We start from the raw sequence: 17,120 nt of genomic DNA, 5'->3' as shown, positions 1-17,120 counted from the left end.
GCTGGCTGTGAGATGGCCTAGAGGGGGTTGTTAGGGTGCCTGCTGATCGATTTGATAAATTCACCGAAAGAGCGCGTAGGGTATTGACACTGGCCCAAGAGGAAGCGCAGCGTTTCAACCACAATTATATTGGTACAGAGCACCTTCTCCTTGGCTTGGTCAGAGAGGGAGAGGGTGTAGCGGCTAAGGTTTTGGCCAACATGGGGGTCGAGCTAAATAAGGTCCGGTCGGCTGTGGAGTTCATCATCGGTCGTGGTGATCGGATGGTAGTGGGTGAGATCGGCTTGACGCCTCGGGCGAAGAAGGTTATTGAGTTGGCTGTTGATGAAGCACGTCGGTTGAATCACCACTATATTGGTACTGAGCACCTGCTTCTCGGTTTGGTCCGAGAGGGGGAGGGGATCGCTGCTGGAGTCTTGGAGAGTCTGGGCGTGAGTTTGGAAAAGGTGCGTGCCCAGGTTATACAAGTCTTGAGTCAGAGCTCGCTGTATGCTCAGCAAGAGACTCGCCAAACAAGTCGTACACCAACCATTGATCAGATGGGCATCGATCTTACCGCGGCGGCGCGTGCCGGTAAGTTGGATCCGGTTATTGGTCGTCAGAAGGAGATAGAGCGGGTAATTCAAATCCTCTCCCGACGCACTAAGAACAACCCTGCCCTCATCGGTGAACCGGGCGTGGGTAAGACGGCCATTGTGGAGGGGCTGGCTCAGAGAATTGTAGCCGGCGATGTGCCCGAAACACTCTTGGGCAAGCGTCTCTTGACCCTTGATGTAGGGGCATTAGTGGCGGGCACAAAGTATCGCGGTGAGTTTGAGGAGCGTCTGAAAAAGATTATTGAGGAGATAAAGACAGCCAGCAATTGTGTGATGTTTATAGACGAGCTGCACACCCTGGTCGGAGCTGGTGCGGCTGAAGGGGCAGTTGACGCCGCTAATATCCTTAAGCCGTCATTGGCCCGTGGTGAGCTCCAATGCATTGGAGCGACAACTTTGGATGATTATCGTAAATATGTAGAACGTGATGCAGCCTTAGAGCGGCGTTTCCAACCGGTTATGGTTGAAGAGCCGACGGTGGAGCAGACGATTGAAATATTGATGGGCATCAGAGAGAGATATGAAGCTCATCATCACTTGAGAATCAGCGATGAAGCTATAAAGGCAGCGGCAGATCTGGCGGCCAGATATATTACTGATCGGTTTCTGCCGGATAAAGCTATTGATCTGATGGATGAGGCGGCCTCCCGTGTGCGCTTGCAGATGTCGGCGACACCACCTAGTCTAAGGGAAGCAATGCGTGGCCTGGAAGCGGTTCAGAAGGAGAAGGAAGCGGCTATCGCCGCTCAACAATACGAGTTGGCAGCAGAACTACGTGACCGGGAAATGAAGCTGCGAGAGAAGATTGAGAAGGTAGAGTCCGGTTGGCAGGAGACACAAGTGGCAGATAGGCCGCTAGTGACCGAAGAACACATTGCTGAGGTGGCCTCCATGTGGACGGGCATTCCAGTAACGCGTATCGCCCGAGAGGAGTCGACCAGGCTGTTGCAGATGGAGGAAGGGCTGCATCGTCGCATCGTTGGACAGGATGAGGCAATAACCACTGTCTCTCGCGCTGTCAGACGGGCACGGGCTGGCTTGAAAGATCCACGACGCCCAATTGGCTCCTTCATTTTCCTTGGCCCTACAGGCGTAGGCAAGACGGAGCTGGTGAAGGCTCTAGCCGAATTCATGTTCGGCAGCGAAGATGCCATGATCAAAATAGACATGTCCGAATTTATGGAGCGTCATTCTGTAGCTCGCTTGGTCGGAGCGCCACCAGGTTACGTGGGTTACGATGAGGGTGGGCAGCTTACGGAAGCGGTGCGACGAAGGTCCTACTCGGTGATCCTGCTAGATGAGATCGAGAAGGCTCACCCGGAGGTCTTCAATATGCTCTTACAGATTATGGAGGATGGTAACCTGACCGATGCCAAGGGACGCCGTGTCGATTTCCGCAATACAGTCATTATTATGACCTCCAATGTGGGAGCGGAGCTCCTGAGGCGGGATACAGGGATTGGCTTTGCAGTGCCTAAAGAGGAAACTAAGGCGGCTGAGGCGGAGTATCAGAAGATGAAAGAGAAGGTCTTGGGTGAATTGAAGAAGACCTTCCGGCCAGAATTCCTCAATAGGATTGATGCGGTAGTCGTCTTTCGGGCGTTAACGCGAGAGCAGGTGCGAGCTATCGTTGATCTGATGTTGAAGCGCGTCCAGGCTCAGCTCAGTGGGCAGCAAATAACTTTAGAAGTGTCCGATAAGGCCAAGGATTACCTGGCAGAGAAGGGCTACGATCCTCAGTTTGGAGCCCGCCCATTACGACGCGTAATTCAGAATACGGTGGAGGATCCGTTGGCCGAGGCTCTACTCGAAGGTCGCTTCCATCCAGGGGACACGATTCGTATCTACCTGGACGACGGCGAGCTAAAAATGGAGTCGAAATCTCTAGTACCTGCCTAACCGTGTACATCTTGAGACTGGATAACGCTATTGGGGGAGGTTCAAAACTCCCCTTTTGTTTTATGATATGAGAACTGGCCTATCTGTGGCGATCCTCTCACCTTCTAGGATGATGGAGCAACCGGTGGCGGTTAGGGAGAAGTTCCCAAGTGATTTTACGGCTGGATAATCCTGAGATTGGGAGAGGCAGGGGATGTGCCCTACCTGTGGGGCAAAGGGCGTCATGTCTGGTTTTTAGCGGAAGTTGGAGGAAGCGGAGGTCTTCCCCATGACATGTATGGCACTTTTCTTGAGAGAGACTGTTACCCGCTTCCCCGGCCTCAAGCCTAACCTTTGATAGGCATGGCTGGGCAATTCTATCTCGAGGTCATAATCTGAGGAGAGGGGAGGATCTTCCCCCAAGGCGAAGAGCAGGGTATAGCTGCTGCTATGAGGAACTTCCTCGACGATCCGACCCTCCAACTGATTCTCCTTTATGGCTGAACGCTCTGGACGATCGGGACGAATCAACATCACCTCCTCCGGCCGGATGCAGAACTCGACCTGCTCCCCCACAGAGAAGGGAAAATAAGGGGAGATGAGGGAGAACCGTTCGGCTTGAATGGTCAATTGATCTTGGCTAGCCGAGGTGACGACGCCTGGAAATATATTCTTAGTATTAGTAAATTCGGCTATTTCTCGGCTATGGGGGTGGGAGAAGATCTCTTCCCCTGTGCCTAATTGCTTGATTCGTCCATTCAGCAGAATGGCGATCCTATCTCCTAGGGTAAAGGCCTCTTCGAAGTCATGGGTGACGTGTACCGTCGTCGTTTTAAGGTGGCGATGAACTCTTTTCAGCTCCACCCAGAGGCCTCCTTGCGTGTTCGGATCAAGGGCCGAGAGGGGCTCATCCATCAGCAGCAGCCTGGGTCCCACGATCAGAGCCCTGGCCAAAGCTACCCTCTGCTTCTCCCCACCACTCAGGTTCTGCGGCCAGCGATCCAGAAGATGGTCTATGCCCAATAGTTCAGCTATTTGCCGCACTTTGGGTGTGACTTCTGTCGGCACTGTCCGCCGCATGCGTAGTCCGAAGGAGATATTTCTTTCCACAGTCATATGGGGAAAGAGGGCATAATCCTGGGGTACGTAGCTGATCCCGCGCGCTTCTGGGGGTAGGGTGGTAACACGCTGATTCTCAAGCAGGATCTCCCCCGTTTGGGGCAGACGAAGTCCGGCAATGCACTCTAACAACACCGTTTTACCTGCACCTGTTGGTCCTATGATGACTAGATATTCCCCCGGTTTGATGCTCAGATGAACATCTTGAAGGGAGAAGTTTCCCAGAGCCAACCCCAGGTTCCTGATCTCGATCATTCTATGCGGTAGCTCTCCCCACCTACATATCTGAGAATGATTAAGGCCATAGCCGCTACAGTGATGAGGACATATACCAGGGCCACTGCCTGTTCAACGTTGGCCGAGGACAGACTAAGGAATATGGCGATCGACATTATCTCTGTCTTCATCTTGGTTGCTCCTACGAAGGTAACCGTTGCTCCAAACTCACCCATCGCCCTGGCCCAGGTGAGCACCAGTGCAGCCAAAAGGCCGTTCTTGGCCAGGGGCAGAGTAACAGCGAAGAAGGCTCGTGTCTGGCTACAGCCTAAGGTTCGGGCCACGTTCTCATAACGAGGGCCAATGCTATCGAAGGTCGCTTTCATCATTCGCACCGCAAAAGAGCTTACCACAGCAAACTGGGCCAGGATGATACCCGGCTGCTCAAAGACGAAGCGCAACCCACTCCTCTCTATGGCTGTCCCCATAGGTGTATTGAAAAAGACCAGTAAGGCGACGCCTAAGCTGATGGGGGGGAGCACAAGTGGTATATCAAGAAGGACATCAACTATATGCTTGCCCCAGAAGGTGTAGCGAGAGAGGGTGTAGGCCGCCGGTATGGCCAGGGTGATGGAGAGGATAGTACTCAGTGTGGCTGTGATCACGCTCAGCTTAATGGCGAAGGCCAGCTCCGGGGAGGCGAGGATGGTCCGGATGGTCTGCGGGTTTGTGTACCAAGCCATCGATAGCAGGAGCGCGACGATGAAAGCCCCCAGGAAGACCAGCGAGCCAACCGTTGCCAGGGTGAAGAGTCTCCTCCCAATCACGCCCTGATTTACCCTGGCTATCTCCTGAGCCCTAATAGGCTGCGCTTGGTGCATAGCGGCGTGCCTCCGCCAAATTAGTGATATAACCGTGTTTGGCAAAGATTTCCTTGCCCTCCTCTGAGCTCAGAAAATCAGCCAGGCGCTCAGCTTCTAGACGGTCCTTGGTGAATTTGGATATGGCCACTGGGACGGTGCCGATCTTAACCACATTATCGGGAGGAAGGGTGATGGACTCATAATCGTGAGGATGCCAGGCTGCAAAGACGGTCCAGCCGATCACGGCATCCACCTTCCTTAGCTTGATAAGGGTAGCTACATCTTCGCAGCTCTTGGCTTGAGTGACGATGTTCTTTTCGATGGCCGCCCGCAGTCCAGCTCTATCGAAGATCTCCAAGGCGAAGCTGCCTAGGCAGACGGTCTCTGGATTGGCGATGCCTACTCGGACCCCAGGCCTGGTCAAATCTGCTAGCCCCTTGATGCCCAGCGGGTTACCCTTCGGCACGCCAATGGATGGTATTAAATAGGCAATAACTCTCCGTGTACTGGGATCGACCACACCCTTCTTCTCGGCTGTATCCATAAAATCCTGCGTACCGGGGATATAGAGGTCTCCCTTTTTGCTCAGGATCATCTGGGAGAGCACTGTCCCAGAACCGCCGAAGGTGAGCTCCACCTTCGTGCCCGTCTTGTTCTCGAAGGTCTGCGCGGCCTCCTCCAGGGCTGGCTTGGAGGCTGCCCCAGCGAAGACAACGATTGTCTTGCCTGTCGAAGGCGCGGTGGTTGCCTCGATGGGCGACCCAGTCGATGGCCGCTGTATCTCGCTTGGGTTATCGACCTTCGGCGTGCCACAAGCGGTAACCGTTAGAGCGAAGCCTAAGAGAATCATGCTAAACACCGTTCCTACCCAGACTATTTTTCTCATCTATAAATGCCTCCGAAACAATCAATATCAAAAAAGCCAACCATCTCAGAAATGGGATGGTTGGCTTTTTTGTTTATGAGCACGTTGATAACCAGTCAAGTAAAATCTGGCTGAACGGCTCCACCAAGCATCTCCTTTCCAAGCACGAGGAGGCAGGGTCGTTTCCTCCCCTACCCGAGAATGAGGCCGAAGCCTCAAACCACCATTTCGGCGAACGATCTACTCAGCCATGGCCCAAGGGACTTAAGGCTGGAAGACTCGGAGATGACCGTATTCGATTGTCATGACGATTATAGTCATTATGCGGCAGATGTGTCAAGCACACTATGCTATAATAGGCGCGTTCCTTACCTTATTTATGGAAGGTGAATAAACATCGCTTATGGATAATGAAAAGAGAATGTCCGTCATCGAGCACCTCGAGGAATTGCGCCACCGGCTGATCTTCTGTCTCATCGCTCTGGCTATCACGACCGCTTTTAGCCTCTTTTTCGCTACTCAGGTCTTCGACCTGCTCCTACGCCCGGCACCGGCCGGATTCAAACCCATCTATACCGAGATGACTGAGATGTTCATCACCTATTTCAAGGTGGCCCTGTTCACTGGTGCTGGCCTGGCCATGCCGGTTTTTGTTTATCATTTCATTCGCTTTATTGCTCCAGCACTTATGCCCCAGGAGAGGAGATACACCCTGTCCCTGTTACCTGCCGTCCTCCTTTGCTTTTTTAGTGGAGCAGCCTTCGCTTATTTCGTTCTCCTTCCCTACGCCATCAGATACCTGCTCACCTTCAGCGGCATCGCTGAGCCATTCATAAAGATCGGTAACTATATTTCCTTCGCCACCCTTATCCTTTTCTGGATGGGAGTTGGCTTTGAGACTCCTCTGGTTATGTATTTTTTGGCTAAGATTGGCGTGGTAAGTGCACGTAAGTTCGCCTCTTTCCGTAAATATGCCTTCCTTGGTGTCTTTATCCTGGCAGCGATTATCACCCCCACCCCGGATCCTTTCAACCAAAGCCTGGTCGCCATACCTCTTTATCTGCTCTTTGAGATAGGCATTTTGTTAGCCAAGCTGGCGTAAAGGAGGAGGCCAAGGAGATGGGAACGAAGCGATTGTCGAGGCGCCAGGATAAAAGAACGCCTGGGCTGGGCGATAGAGCCCAGACAGGCTGGAACTGGAGTGTGGCAGGACTTCGCGCGGGGTCGTATGTATTGGATTGGCCCCATCAGGATGATCTACACCTTAGCTGATCGGACGGCCGATGGGAGGGCGTTGAACATCTGGCGAGAGTTCCCTGATACCTATCAAGATTGATAAGGAAGTAGGTTCCCATGAAAGGGAGAGACGATTTGTGCTTTGATGCTAGGTTTAAGCAGAACCTGGAACGGCCGGAGCGTTATCAAGAGTTGCAGCCGGATAGATTGCTAGTGAAAATGAGCCTGGGCTCAGGTGAAGGGGTGGTGGATCTCGGCTGCGGTACCGGATTCTTCGCCATCGCCGCGGCGCATATCATCGGCAAAGGTGGCCAGGTGCTGGCGGTTGATGCTAATCTGGAGATGCTGGAGGAAGTGAAGAAACGTTGTCTCGAGGAGGGACTGACTAATATTGAGACGATTCAAGCAGATGTTTTGGCCACAGGTTTGCTTTCGGGGCAGGCTGATGTGGTCATCCTGGCTCACATCTTGCACGAGGTTGAGGATAAGATAGCACTCCTGCAGGAAAGCGCTCGTCTGTTACGCCTGGGTGGTCGTGCCTTCATCGTGGATTACGATAAGAAAGAGCGTCCGGCGTCGGACTCGCTCTACGATGTTGGTCCACCGCTTCATATCAGGGTGGCCAGGGAGGAGCTACCCTCGCTAGTGGAGAGGGCCGGCTTACGTTTGACGGCCCTCATTGATGTTCCACCGGTGCGCTATGCTGCGGTATGTAGGAAGGGTACCTCCAAGCCAAAATGATGCGGTTAATCTTTATGGGAACACCGCAGTTCGCAGTGCCCATTCTGTGTGCTTTAATCAACGAAGGTTATGAGATTGCCGCGGTAGTGACCCAGCCGGATAGACCGGTCGGTCGCTATCGCCGGGTCGAACCACCCCCAGTTAAGGAGATCGCCCTCCGCCACAATCTGCCAGTCTTGCAGCCGGCCTCTCTCCGCGAGCCAGGGGTAGCGGAACGGTTGGCCGAGCTACAGCCAGAGGTCATCATCGTCGCCGCCTTTGGTCATATTCTACCGCCACCTATACTGCAGCTTCCTCCCCTTGGCTGCTTGAATGTACATCCCTCGTTGCTGCCCAAGCAGCGTGGTGCCTCGCCCATTGCCGGGGCCATTCTCGATGGCGAGGAGGAAACCGGTGTGACCATAATGTTGATGGACGAGGGAATGGATACAGGTCTCATCCTGGCCCAGGAAAAGATACCACTGCTGGCCGAGGATACGGCCCAGTCACTGGGAGAACGTTTGGCCTGCTTGGGAGCCACTCAGCTGTTGGCTACCCTACCACGCTGGGCTGCTGGACAAATCATCCCCCAACCTCAGGCTGAGATGGCGGCAACCTATACTGCCCAGTTGCGGATAGAGGATGGTCACCTTGATTGGCGATTGCCGGCCGAACAGCTTTGGCGACAATGTCGGGCCTACTTCCCTTGGCCAGGCAGTTATACCTTCTGGCAGGGTAAGAGACTAAAGCTGCGACGCGTGCGCCCAGACGGGCCTTGGCCGAATGGGGATCAGCCTGGTCGGGTTTTGCTGCGCCGTACTGAACAGCCTCCGGGCCTTCTTTTGGGCGTGGTCGCTGGTCAGGGTACCCTGATCATCGAAGAATTGCAACTTGAGGGTAAACGCTCTATGACAGCGACTGAATTTCTGCGTGGTCACCCTGCCATTGTTGGCACGCTCTTGTCCTGAGTCTCGCAAGAGGCACCTCCGAGATTTCCTTAGCAAGAACAGATTTGCTATAATTGGGATGAGGATACGGGAAGTTATGGTTACGGAGGCTTCCTATCTTGACCTAAGACAAGCGGTCGAGAGGCTCAAACGGCATATCTCGATACCAGCCGAGAGGACGGCCAGGCCAGCGCTTATCCTTATCAGTGGGTTACCGGGCACGGGTAAGTCTCACCTTAGCCGTGAGATTGCCCGGCAGATGCCTTGCCTCATCATCGAGACTGACTTCGTTCGGAAACTTCTCTTTCGGCATCCCGGTTATACCGGTCCGGAGAGCCGCTTCGTTTATCAGGTTAGCCAGGTCCTGATGGCCGATCTGCTGGCTGAGGGGGTGAACATCATCTTCGATGCCACCAATCTACTGGAGAGGAAGCGGGAGGCGCTCTATCATCTGGCCGAACAGATGAAGGTCAACCTGGTGATCGTGCGGACGGTAGCCCCACCTGAGGTAGTGAGGAGACGTTTACAGCAGAGGACAGCTGGGCTGAGCGAAGCGGATCTCTCTGATGCGGATTGGCCCGTCTACGAGCGCTTTCAGGAACGCGAAGAGAGGATCGTCCGTTCGCACCTAGTCATTGATACCTCTCAGGACCTGGTCCCAGCTGTACAGAAGATTGTGCGACTGGCCCGTCGCTAATTTCTGTAGATAGGCGAAACGGCGGGACTCATAAGAGACCATAAGGATGTTAGGTAATGAGACAATTGAATCTGTTTGAGAAGGACGAAATTATAACGGGAGCTCCGGCCAAGGCAGCAAACCACTCATACCGTCATTGCCTTAAAGGCAAGTTTGCTGGCCTACTGCATGAAGAACTCCGATTAGCAAATTTGGTCTCCTACGTAGGAAATAAGGGCATACCTGTTCTTCGGCTTTATCGATACAAAGAAGCTTTTGCCTTCCGCTTTGTGGAAGAGTTTATTTCACGCTTTGGTTTGTGCGAAAAGGACTACATTTTCGATCCTTTTTGTGGGATGGGAACAACGTTGTTTGCGGCTTCTCAAAAAGGTATCCCCTCTATTGGCGTGGACAAACTTCCTATCGCTGTATTTGTTGCTCAGACACTGCCACTGTTCTACACGCTAGAACCTGGGCAAATTAAAGAGACCTTTGAGAAGTTGAGGACCAAGGTCCTGCAAGCACCTCCTGCTGTCATCGCTCTGGATGTTACCATTATGAAAGTAGCCTTCCCTCCTGATACGCTGCTGGCACTGCGAAAATGGAAAACGGTGATAGACGATTTGGAATCGCCTCTCAGGGATGTTTTCCTGCTTTTGTTCCTTTCCATATTGGAGCCGTGCAGTTATACGTCCAAAGATGGTCAGTTCTTGCGCTTGATTCGAGAAAAAAAGGTCGCCGATACGGAAGAGGCGCTTCAGGGAAAAGTTTATGAAGCTGAAAGAGACATCCGATTGGTCAAGGAGATCAGATGGAAGCAACCGGTTCAGTCACCGGCCGTTTATCTTGGGGACACTCGTAACCTCAGTGACATAGCCTTTGAATGTCAACCAACAGCTATTATTACATCTCCACCTTATGCCAATCGCTATGATTATACACGCACATACTCCTTGGAGCTTTGCTTTCATTTTGTCCGAAACTTCGCCGAATTGAAAGATCTACGATTCAGTATCCTTCGTTCACACATCGAATCAAAAGTGGACTCTCGGGAAAAACCGCCTCACCGAGCTGTAAGCGAAGTTGTAGATATTCTCAGAGAAAGGGGAAAGGCACTCAATAATCCGCGAATTCCAGACATGCTGACAGGCTATTTTGTGGACATGCAAAGGGTGATTACGGAATGGGCGTGGGTTTTGGGACCGGGAGCAAGGGTCGCTATGGTCGTCGATAATGTAAGGTTCGAGGGTGAGTCGTTGCCCGTTGATCTTGTGCTTTCGGATATGGCGGAGGAAGCGGGTTTCCAAGTTGAGGAGATCATCGTCGCTCGCTACAAGGGCAACAGTTCCCAGCAGATGGGGAAATACGGCCGAGTGCCGGTTCGAGAAAGTATCGTGATATGGAGGAAGCCCTGAAGAAGAAACCCCTTATGAAATCAAGTGGAGATTACGGGGCGTGGTCTCTGGACCAACTCACAAAAAGCGAGTTCTTCCATCAGAAACTCCACGAGTGGGGGCTGCTGGTAGTGGCAGCCGAAATAGAGAGGATCAAAGGCGAAACTCTGGATTGGGATTTGAGTCTGTTGGGAATAGCAAAACGGGCATGGGACAAGGTTATTCATCGCGGGATCAAGCCGGTAATTGTTTTTGCACATCCCTCCATCTTGAAAAGCGTATTTGGCTCTGTAGGATACTACCGGATGCTGGCAATGGTATCGCAGAAGTCGATGAATAGGGTAGGGCTTTCAGTTGCCTGCTACGAGGCTGGTAAAGATAATCCTGATGATGCAACTGCCTTAGCTATCGTCAGACACCTGAATCAGATAATCAGCCGCCTCGTCGAACTTGATGAGAAGATCGATGCTCGTGAGTTCGATCTATGGCGAGGAATGGCAGCAGGCTCACAAGCTCAGGGGTCTTGGCAGAATACAAAGGGAAACAGGGTTGAAGTCATCGTCAAAGGAATTCTACAGCGAAGACTTCTGGAGAAGGGAGTTGTGTCGGACGAGAAAGAAGATGGGTTAAGAATGCAGTTGAAAGACGGGCGAGTCGTTATATTCGCCGATGAACCTGATGTGGCAATTTACCAAGACAACAAAATCTGGGCGGCAGTTGAAATCAAAGGCGGCATAGACACCGCTGGCGTCTTAGAGCGAGTTGGTGCCGCTATCAAAAGTCTCCGCCGAGCCGGAGAGGAGAACCATCAATCTATCACAATTCTCATTCTTCAAGGAGTATCAGTCACACAAAAGGCAAGACACGACTTGGAGATCAATCGTGATGCTGTAAACTATTGGTTTACTATAGAGGATGTTTTGGAAAATGAAAGTAAGCGCGGAGAAGTCTTTGATCCTCTCGGTATCTGAAAGAGGATTCTAGGGTACTACCCTGTATAACTTCGCCCCTTCTTCCAAAGGGAGAAGCGATGGGAGAATAAGGGTACCCCAATGAAGAAGAGATTCGGAGATTGACTTTTCTGCGTGTCCTCAGATAGAACTAAGGAGGTTTTTAGCCGATGAGTGATCCTATAATCGTCAGCGATGCTACCTTTGACAGTGAAGTCCTCCAGTCAACCACACCGGTCCTGGTCGATTTTTGGGCGGCATGGTGTAATCCCTGCCGTATGATCGCTCCCATACTGGAGGAGATCGCTGCTGAATACGATGGCCAGATCAAGGTGGCCAAGCTGGATGTTGATGCCAATCGCCATGTACCCCGCCGCTTCGGGGTGATGAGCATTCCCACCCTAATCCTTTTTAAAGAAGGTAAGGCTGTCGAGCGCCTGGTTGGCTATATGCCAAAGGCGAGTCTGCTAAGCACTCTTGCCCAGCACCTCTAACATCTCTTGAGCGTGGGGCGCTCGCCCCAAGGACTCACGCGCTTCGGCCACTACGAAAAGCGAGCCGGTGACGCAGATCAGGTCATGCTCGTCGGCCATATCAAGCGCTACGTCTAAAGCCGCTTGGACGTCCTCTACTACCCGAATTTGACAGCCATATTTGGCCCCTTCCTGTTGTAGCAGCTGGGGGTCAGCTGCTCTTGGGTGCTTAGATTGAGTGGTGATAATCAACTCGGCCGCCGGGGCCAAGGCTCTGATGATACCGGGGATGTCTTTGCCAGCTGAGGTGCCCAGAATCAGGATGAGTCGCTTGTAGTGCAGTCCTTCCTGTAAAGCGGCCAGCAGTTTTTCGGCTGAGTCGGCGTTGTGGGCGCCATCTAGAACAAGCAACGGTCTCCAGGAAACGACCTCTAATCGACCTGGCCAGATGACCTGACGCAGCCCCTGGCGAATGCTCAAAGCGTCTATCGTAAGGCCATATTCGCGCAATAACTCCAGCGCAGCCACGGCCGTCGTGGCGTTAACCAGCTGGTGCCGGCCTAATAGGGGAATCTCCAGACCCTTATGTTCTCCGAAGGGCCCCTGCACATCGAAAGATTGGAGCCGACCCTCCTTCCAATCATACTGCCCAGCCCTTGCTTCCCAGCGCCAGTCCTGGCCTATGAGGAAGAGTCGGGCCTTACGGGCGTGGCAGGTCTCCTCAAGCACGGCGAGCACCTCTGGCCTCTGAGGGGCACTGACCACTAGACCGTTATCCTTGATAATGCCAGCCTTCTCAGCGGCAATTTGAGGCAGGGTATCTCCTAAGATAGGAACATGGTCGAGGCTGATCGAAGTGATGATGGAGACGAGGGGTCGTAAGACGTTGGTCGCGTCAAGCCGTCCACCCATCCCAACCTCGATGACGGCGAAGTCGACGGCCTCAGTAGCGAAGTAGGTGAAAGCCAGGGCCGTGCTCACCTCGAAGGTAGTCAGTCGCCCTAAATCGGGGCAATCGGAGTGCACCTGATCTACCAGCGGTCTCATCTGAGAGATGATGGTGCTCAGTCGATGGCCTGGGATAGGATGCTGATTGGTCCTGATCCTTTCCCGAAAGGAGTGGAGATGAGGAGAGGTATAAAGGGCCACCTTATAGCCAGCAGCCTCCATGACAGAGGCAATCATTGCTGCTGTGGAACCTTTACCCTTGGTTCCGGCGATATGAATGGACTGGTAATGATGCTGAGGGTTGCCTAAGAGATTCAGAAGATGCTCGGTGCGCTCTAGATTGCAGGCGGGGGCACCGTAGAGCTGAACAGTGGTTCTCTCATAGTCGGTGAAGCTGTAAATGTAATTGAGCGCCTCCTCATAATTCATTAATGACCCTACTTCTCTGCTCTCTAATTCTCATCGAACTCGAGCGCTCTGCGATTTACTTTTAGCCATGGAATCCAACCAGCGATGCGCGGATCCAGTCCGCAGGCCGCTAACCTCTCAGGATCACCGACCATAAGCGCTTCGATCTCCTGCGGGGTTAGGTCAAGTTTGCACAGGACAGCGTAGGGATCACGCACTAGCTGGTCCCTAAATAGCAAATCCGTGGCCGCCTTGTGCAGGATGAACATGGCCGTCTCTTTGCTCACGCCGCTTCCCTCGGGTATAGTCTCACCGATTCCGCCTCATTATAGCATGAGGCACTTGGTCGAGCCATATTAGGAAACCCTCGGCTCTTGTCCTCAGATTTGAACCTCGATCCAGTGCTGCTCTTTAGCACTTCTATATATGGCGTCGCAGATCAAGACGGCTGCATGTCCATCAGCGAAGGTGGGATAGGTTGGCTGAGCTGGCTTCTGGAAACTGCCCTGGCACAAATGACGGTACACGTCCTCAAAGAGCAAGCGGAAGGTCTCGGCATATCCAGTGGCCTGGCCGCTCACCAGCTCCTCGTTGGCCCTCGTCTTGTGACCAAGGGCGAGACGATTGGGCATCTCCGAATCCCACCAAAGGGAGCCATCAGAGCCGTCCACCTGAAAGAAGAGCCTGTTCTTACGTCCGCTGCTGATCTCGGATACGGTAAGGGCTCCCAGTGCTCCACTCCCGAAGGAGAGGAGGGCACTGGCGTAATCCTCGGAGGTAACCTGCGCCGTCTCAAACCCAGTCTGAGGAGGGTTGAGGGGTTTCTGGCGTGTGGGGAAGAAGGTGCCCATATGGGACATCACTGCCTGGGGGCGAAACCCACTGATATGACTGACGAGATCCACCCAATGCGAGCCAATCTCAGTTATGGCGCGCATCGGCCCGGCCAGTTCCGGTATGAAGCGCCAGCCCCAGGGCGTTTCTGGAAGGTGGAATTCTTGCAGGTATGAGCCGTGAATAAGATGTACCTTTCCCAGCTCACCCTTCTGTACCTTTTCCCCAGCCGTTTGACACGCTGGATAGTAGCGAATATTGAAGCAGACTGCGTTCAGTAAGCCCTTCTGTGAGGCCAGGTCGTTCAGGGCGGCCGATTCGGTTGGATCAGCGGTGAGAGGCTTCTCGCAGACGACATGTCTCCCACGCTCCAGGCAGTCCTTTACTATAGGATAATGGAGGGCGGGTGGGGTACAGACATGGACGATATCAACCCGCTCGTTGTCTAAGAGCTTCCTATAATCTCCATAACCTTGGGGCACCCCCAGGGCTTCTGCCCGGCGGGTGGCCCGCTCTGGATCGGAGCTGGCCAGAGCCACCACCGGTTGGCCTAAGGCGCGCAAGGCACGCACGTGGACGCTACCGATATGACCGGCACCAATTACAGCTACTCTCAATTCATGGGCCACAGATAATCATCCCTCCTGTGTGGAATTATTTCTCTAAGCGGCTATCATCGAGTCTCGATCAGCGCTTAATTTAACCTATCGGCGGCTAAATAACAAGCGCATCGCTCACGATCTTTCCCTCCGACTGAGCCGGGGCTGGGATGCCCAACAGGTGGGTGATAGTGGGAGTCACGTCCACTGTCCAGGGTGGCATGGGAAGGCGATGGCCTCGCCTTATCCCCGGCCCAGCCATCACCAGGACGGCCTGCACCGAACATCCACTGTACCTGGCTGTGGGCAGGTAGCAATGATGCATTCCGCAGGCCAGGCGCTGCACTCGGCCACCATGGCGACCCCACACCTGTTGATGTATCGGCTCAAAGCCAGTCTCGGGGATGAGGGCCAGATCGAAGGGTCCAACTGAATGGATAGTGCTATTAGTGGAATATTTCGGTGCAAGGTAATAGACGATATCGCCGACCCTATCTCCCCACTGCCCCAGGAAGCTGGCCTCTTCAGTGCGTAAAGCCAGCGCCACCGGGCACTCGCCCGTTTCTGGGTCCCGCATCGAGTAAAGAGCCTTTATGGCCTCAGTGCGCACTCGCTCATACTCCTCCCCAGGCTCCACGATGCCCTGGGGGCCTCGTCCCTTGAGGTTCACCCAGATGTTCTGGGCCAGGGGGTGATCGCCGAGCACCACCTTGCTCTTCGCCCAATCCAGCACCAGTCGTCCCTTCTCCTCCTTGTAAACGAGCAGCCCGGCCTCGACGAGAGGCTTTCCCACCCAGACCATTTTCACTGCTGGTATGGCTCCGTGGTCGGAGAGGACCACTTTTAGCGTCTCTTCATCAGCGCAGCTACCCAGGATCTCCCCCACCATCTGGTCCAGCACCTTGTACTCCTGGCGAAATCTCTCCCAGGCCTCGTCAGCCCGCTGGAGATCATAAAGGGCCCAATCGGGACAGATCTCGTTCTGAATCTCGTGGTAGAGCCCATCCGGGGCATGAAGCTGGACAAACAGGAGGTCCCAGGGATGCTTCTGCGCCAGATAGCGCGTCATGGCCGCTATCCCCGCCGCCTGGTGCGGAATGGACGTGGGCTCATACACCGGACAGATGACCGGCACCTTTGGGGTTAGCTCCTCCTCTTCCCCCACCTGCTCACCACTCTCTAGGGCCAGCATCTCCTCAATCAACTCCTCCCCTACCCCCTCCGGATAGGCCCAGCCCTGAGCATTGAAGACCACCGTCCGCTGTAGGCTCACCCTCCTCCCATCAGACGATAACTCCTCCAGATGTATCTTGAACTTGCCCCGCACCGGGGCATAGGGCGTCTCAAAGTCAGCACGAAGCCACTCGCTCCACTCCCCTACCTTGAGAACACCAAGAGCCTTCTCCGCATCCTTCTCCCTGGAGATAAGCACCCGATCATATCCCCCACCTTGAGCGCCCAGGAGGAGGAGAAGATGATAGATCAGCTTCTCCCCGGAGGCGGGGTCACCTACCCTCCAGCGCCCCTCCTTGTCCGCCCAGAGCCCCACCGAGCGAGGCACCATAAGTTCCCCATCCAGGGGTGGACGAGAGGAGGAGGGAAGATTGTGCCAGCCAGCAGCCGGAGCAAGGTTGAGCGGGATAGGACCACGTGGATTATCTCTGATCCCGGCCAGTATGGACTCGGGAGATGGGGAATCAGGCACCTCATCATCTCCCGCAACGTAGCGATTGGGATAACTCAGCCTCGACAGCACGGAGGAGTAGGGGCCAGAGCCGTCAACCACGATGCCCTTCTTGATGTTGGGTGGCCAGCCACCGGGATAGTTGACCAGGATACATCTCTTGCCCGCCCGTTCCGCTGCCTGCCAGATGTACTCAGCCCGCGATAACTGGTTGAGGTTATCCTTGGCCCTGTTGGGGAACTTGGGGAAGATGTTCTCGCTGAAGTCGTGAATCTGGTCGAAAGGCTCACCGGGCAAATGGACGCCGAAGGTGTTGTTGCCGTGGGTGCCCGTCCAGGCGCCGGTAGCCAGGGAGGTCCAGTTGGTCGGTGTATCCACGGGTGGGGAGGAGTACATGGGTGAGAAGACCCCCTCAGCCATCAAACGCTTGATGGCCGGCATATTGCCCTCAGCCACGAACTTTTCCACCATCTCTGGCATCAGCGCATCCAGTCCGATGAGGATGACCCTCTTGGCCTTCCCGAAAAGCATAATTGATTCCTCCTAATACTTTAGTATATGCCCTCATCCCCCTGCCCCCTTCTCCCGCAAGGCGGGAGAAGGGGGAGAATAGAGGTTTGGGGATACCCCAAGCCCCAGCAGAGGGGCTTTGCCCCTCTGCACACCCCGTCCTCCTTCGGCGGACTTCGAGGAGGGGGTTACCCCTTTCTGGAC

The 17,120-nt window shown here is 54.1% G+C and carries 15 protein-coding genes and 1 riboswitch; of the genes, 8 read left to right on the top strand and 7 right to left on the bottom strand.

The features are described 5' to 3' along the window. The first annotated feature begins 35 nt into the window (after positions 1-35). Positions 36-2,495 (top strand): ATP-dependent Clp protease ATP-binding subunit, encoded by a 2,460-nt coding sequence (locus M1136_05535; GenBank protein ID MCL5075100.1) that lies wholly within the window; start codon positions 36-38, stop codon positions 2,493-2,495. Positions 2,496-2,729: 234 nt separating this feature from the next. Here M1136_05535 and M1136_05530 read toward each other — a convergent pair whose 3' ends face one another. The 3 genes from M1136_05530 to modA are packed head-to-tail and all read right to left on the bottom strand — an operon-like array spanning position 2,730 to position 5,558. Next, positions 2,730-3,848 carry an ATP-binding cassette domain-containing protein gene (locus M1136_05530; protein MCL5075099.1) on the bottom strand — a complete coding sequence of 373 codons (1,119 nt, stop codon included), beginning with the start codon at positions 3,846-3,848 and terminating at the stop codon, positions 2,730-2,732. After that, positions 3,845-4,690, bottom strand: coding sequence for an ABC transporter permease (locus M1136_05525; protein MCL5075098.1), 846 nt, complete (start codon positions 4,688-4,690; stop codon positions 3,845-3,847). The genes M1136_05530 and M1136_05525 overlap by 4 nt, the downstream gene beginning before the upstream one ends. Continuing rightward, positions 4,668-5,558, bottom strand: coding sequence for a molybdate ABC transporter substrate-binding protein (gene modA, locus M1136_05520; GenBank protein ID MCL5075097.1), 891 nt, complete (start codon positions 5,556-5,558; stop codon positions 4,668-4,670). Before modA ends, M1136_05525 begins: the two co-directional genes overlap by 23 nt. A 115-nt stretch (positions 5,559-5,673) precedes the next feature. Then, positions 5,674-5,834, bottom strand: a riboswitch (molybdenum cofactor riboswitch). 106 nt (positions 5,835-5,940) lie between these two features. Between modA and tatC the strand changes: the two genes are divergently transcribed. From tatC to trxA, 7 genes are all read left to right on the top strand, one after another. After that, a complete protein-coding gene (tatC, locus tag M1136_05515; GenBank protein ID MCL5075096.1) occupies positions 5,941-6,639 on the top strand; it encodes a twin-arginine translocase subunit TatC in 699 nt (232 codons plus the stop codon). A 251-nt stretch (positions 6,640-6,890) separates the two neighbouring features. Beyond that, a complete protein-coding gene (locus tag M1136_05510) occupies positions 6,891-7,514 on the top strand; it encodes a class I SAM-dependent methyltransferase (GenBank protein ID MCL5075095.1) in 624 nt (207 codons plus the stop codon). Then, positions 7,511-8,461 carry a methionyl-tRNA formyltransferase gene (gene fmt, locus M1136_05505; GenBank protein ID MCL5075094.1) on the top strand — a complete coding sequence of 317 codons (951 nt, stop codon included), beginning with the start codon at positions 7,511-7,513 and terminating at the stop codon, positions 8,459-8,461. The genes M1136_05510 and fmt overlap by 4 nt, the downstream gene beginning before the upstream one ends. 76 nt (positions 8,462-8,537) lie before the next feature. Further along, complete coding sequence (locus M1136_05500; protein MCL5075093.1) at positions 8,538-9,137, top strand: AAA family ATPase; 600 nt, start codon at positions 8,538-8,540, stop codon at positions 9,135-9,137. A gap of 56 nt (positions 9,138-9,193) precedes the next feature. Next, on the top strand, positions 9,194-10,531 hold the full coding sequence (locus tag M1136_05495; GenBank protein MCL5075092.1) for a site-specific DNA-methyltransferase: 1,338 nt from the start codon (positions 9,194-9,196) through the stop codon (positions 10,529-10,531). After that, entirely contained in the window at positions 10,516-11,481 is a 966-nt protein-coding gene (locus tag M1136_05490) for an XcyI family restriction endonuclease (protein MCL5075091.1), read from the top strand. The genes M1136_05495 and M1136_05490 overlap by 16 nt, the downstream gene beginning before the upstream one ends. Before the next feature lie 149 nt (positions 11,482-11,630). Continuing rightward, positions 11,631-11,954, top strand: coding sequence for a thioredoxin (trxA, locus tag M1136_05485; protein ID MCL5075090.1), 324 nt, complete (start codon positions 11,631-11,633; stop codon positions 11,952-11,954). Here trxA and M1136_05480 read toward each other — a convergent pair. The 4 genes from M1136_05480 to M1136_05465 all read right to left on the bottom strand — a co-directional run bounded on the left by M1136_05480 (position 11,928) and on the right by M1136_05465 (position 16,937). Then, positions 11,928-13,310: a bifunctional folylpolyglutamate synthase/dihydrofolate synthase gene (locus M1136_05480; protein ID MCL5075089.1), complete on the bottom strand. Its 1,383-nt coding sequence runs from the start codon at positions 13,308-13,310 to the stop codon at positions 11,928-11,930. The genes trxA and M1136_05480 overlap by 27 nt on opposite strands. 23 nt (positions 13,311-13,333) lie before the next feature. After that, a complete protein-coding gene (locus M1136_05475; protein ID MCL5075088.1) occupies positions 13,334-13,576 on the bottom strand; it encodes an Os1348 family NHLP clan protein in 243 nt (80 codons plus the stop codon). A 93-nt stretch (positions 13,577-13,669) separates the two neighbouring features. Further along, positions 13,670-14,752 (bottom strand): Gfo/Idh/MocA family oxidoreductase, encoded by a 1,083-nt coding sequence (locus M1136_05470; GenBank protein MCL5075087.1) that lies wholly within the window; start codon positions 14,750-14,752, stop codon positions 13,670-13,672. An 85-nt stretch (positions 14,753-14,837) separates the two neighbouring features. Next, positions 14,838-16,937: an alkaline phosphatase family protein gene (locus M1136_05465; GenBank protein MCL5075086.1), complete on the bottom strand. Its 2,100-nt coding sequence runs from the start codon at positions 16,935-16,937 to the stop codon at positions 14,838-14,840. Between the last annotated feature and the right edge of the window lie 183 nt (positions 16,938-17,120).

It is taken from the genome of Chloroflexota bacterium, from assembly GCA_023475225.1.
Taxonomy (GTDB): domain Bacteria; phylum Chloroflexota; class UBA6077; order FW602-bin22; family JAMCVK01; genus JAMCVK01.
The sequence above is the reverse complement of the archived record's forward strand: the minus strand, read 5'-3'. Positions and strand labels throughout refer to the sequence as shown.

Coding starts and splice junctions, on each gene's coding strand:
- M1136_05510 (MCL5075095.1), top strand. CDS start 6,891: ATGAAAGGGAGAGACGATTTGTGCTTTGATGCTAGGTTTAAGCAGAAC.
- M1136_05530 (MCL5075099.1), bottom strand. CDS start 3,848: ATGATCGAGATCAGGAACCTGGGGTTGGCTCTGGGAAACTTCTCCCTT.
- M1136_05500 (MCL5075093.1), top strand. CDS start 8,538: ATGGTTACGGAGGCTTCCTATCTTGACCTAAGACAAGCGGTCGAGAGG.
- M1136_05525 (MCL5075098.1), bottom strand. CDS start 4,690: ATGCACCAAGCGCAGCCTATTAGGGCTCAGGAGATAGCCAGGGTAAAT.
- M1136_05495 (MCL5075092.1), top strand. CDS start 9,194: ATGAGACAATTGAATCTGTTTGAGAAGGACGAAATTATAACGGGAGCT.
- modA (MCL5075097.1), bottom strand. CDS start 5,558: ATGAGAAAAATAGTCTGGGTAGGAACGGTGTTTAGCATGATTCTCTTA.
- tatC (MCL5075096.1), top strand. CDS start 5,941: ATGGATAATGAAAAGAGAATGTCCGTCATCGAGCACCTCGAGGAATTG.
- M1136_05480 (MCL5075089.1), bottom strand. CDS start 13,310: ATGAATTATGAGGAGGCGCTCAATTACATTTACAGCTTCACCGACTAT.
- fmt (MCL5075094.1), top strand. CDS start 7,511: ATGATGCGGTTAATCTTTATGGGAACACCGCAGTTCGCAGTGCCCATT.
- M1136_05465 (MCL5075086.1), bottom strand. CDS start 16,937: ATGCTTTTCGGGAAGGCCAAGAGGGTCATCCTCATCGGACTGGATGCG.
- trxA (MCL5075090.1), top strand. CDS start 11,631: ATGAGTGATCCTATAATCGTCAGCGATGCTACCTTTGACAGTGAAGTC.
- M1136_05490 (MCL5075091.1), top strand. CDS start 10,516: ATGGAGGAAGCCCTGAAGAAGAAACCCCTTATGAAATCAAGTGGAGAT.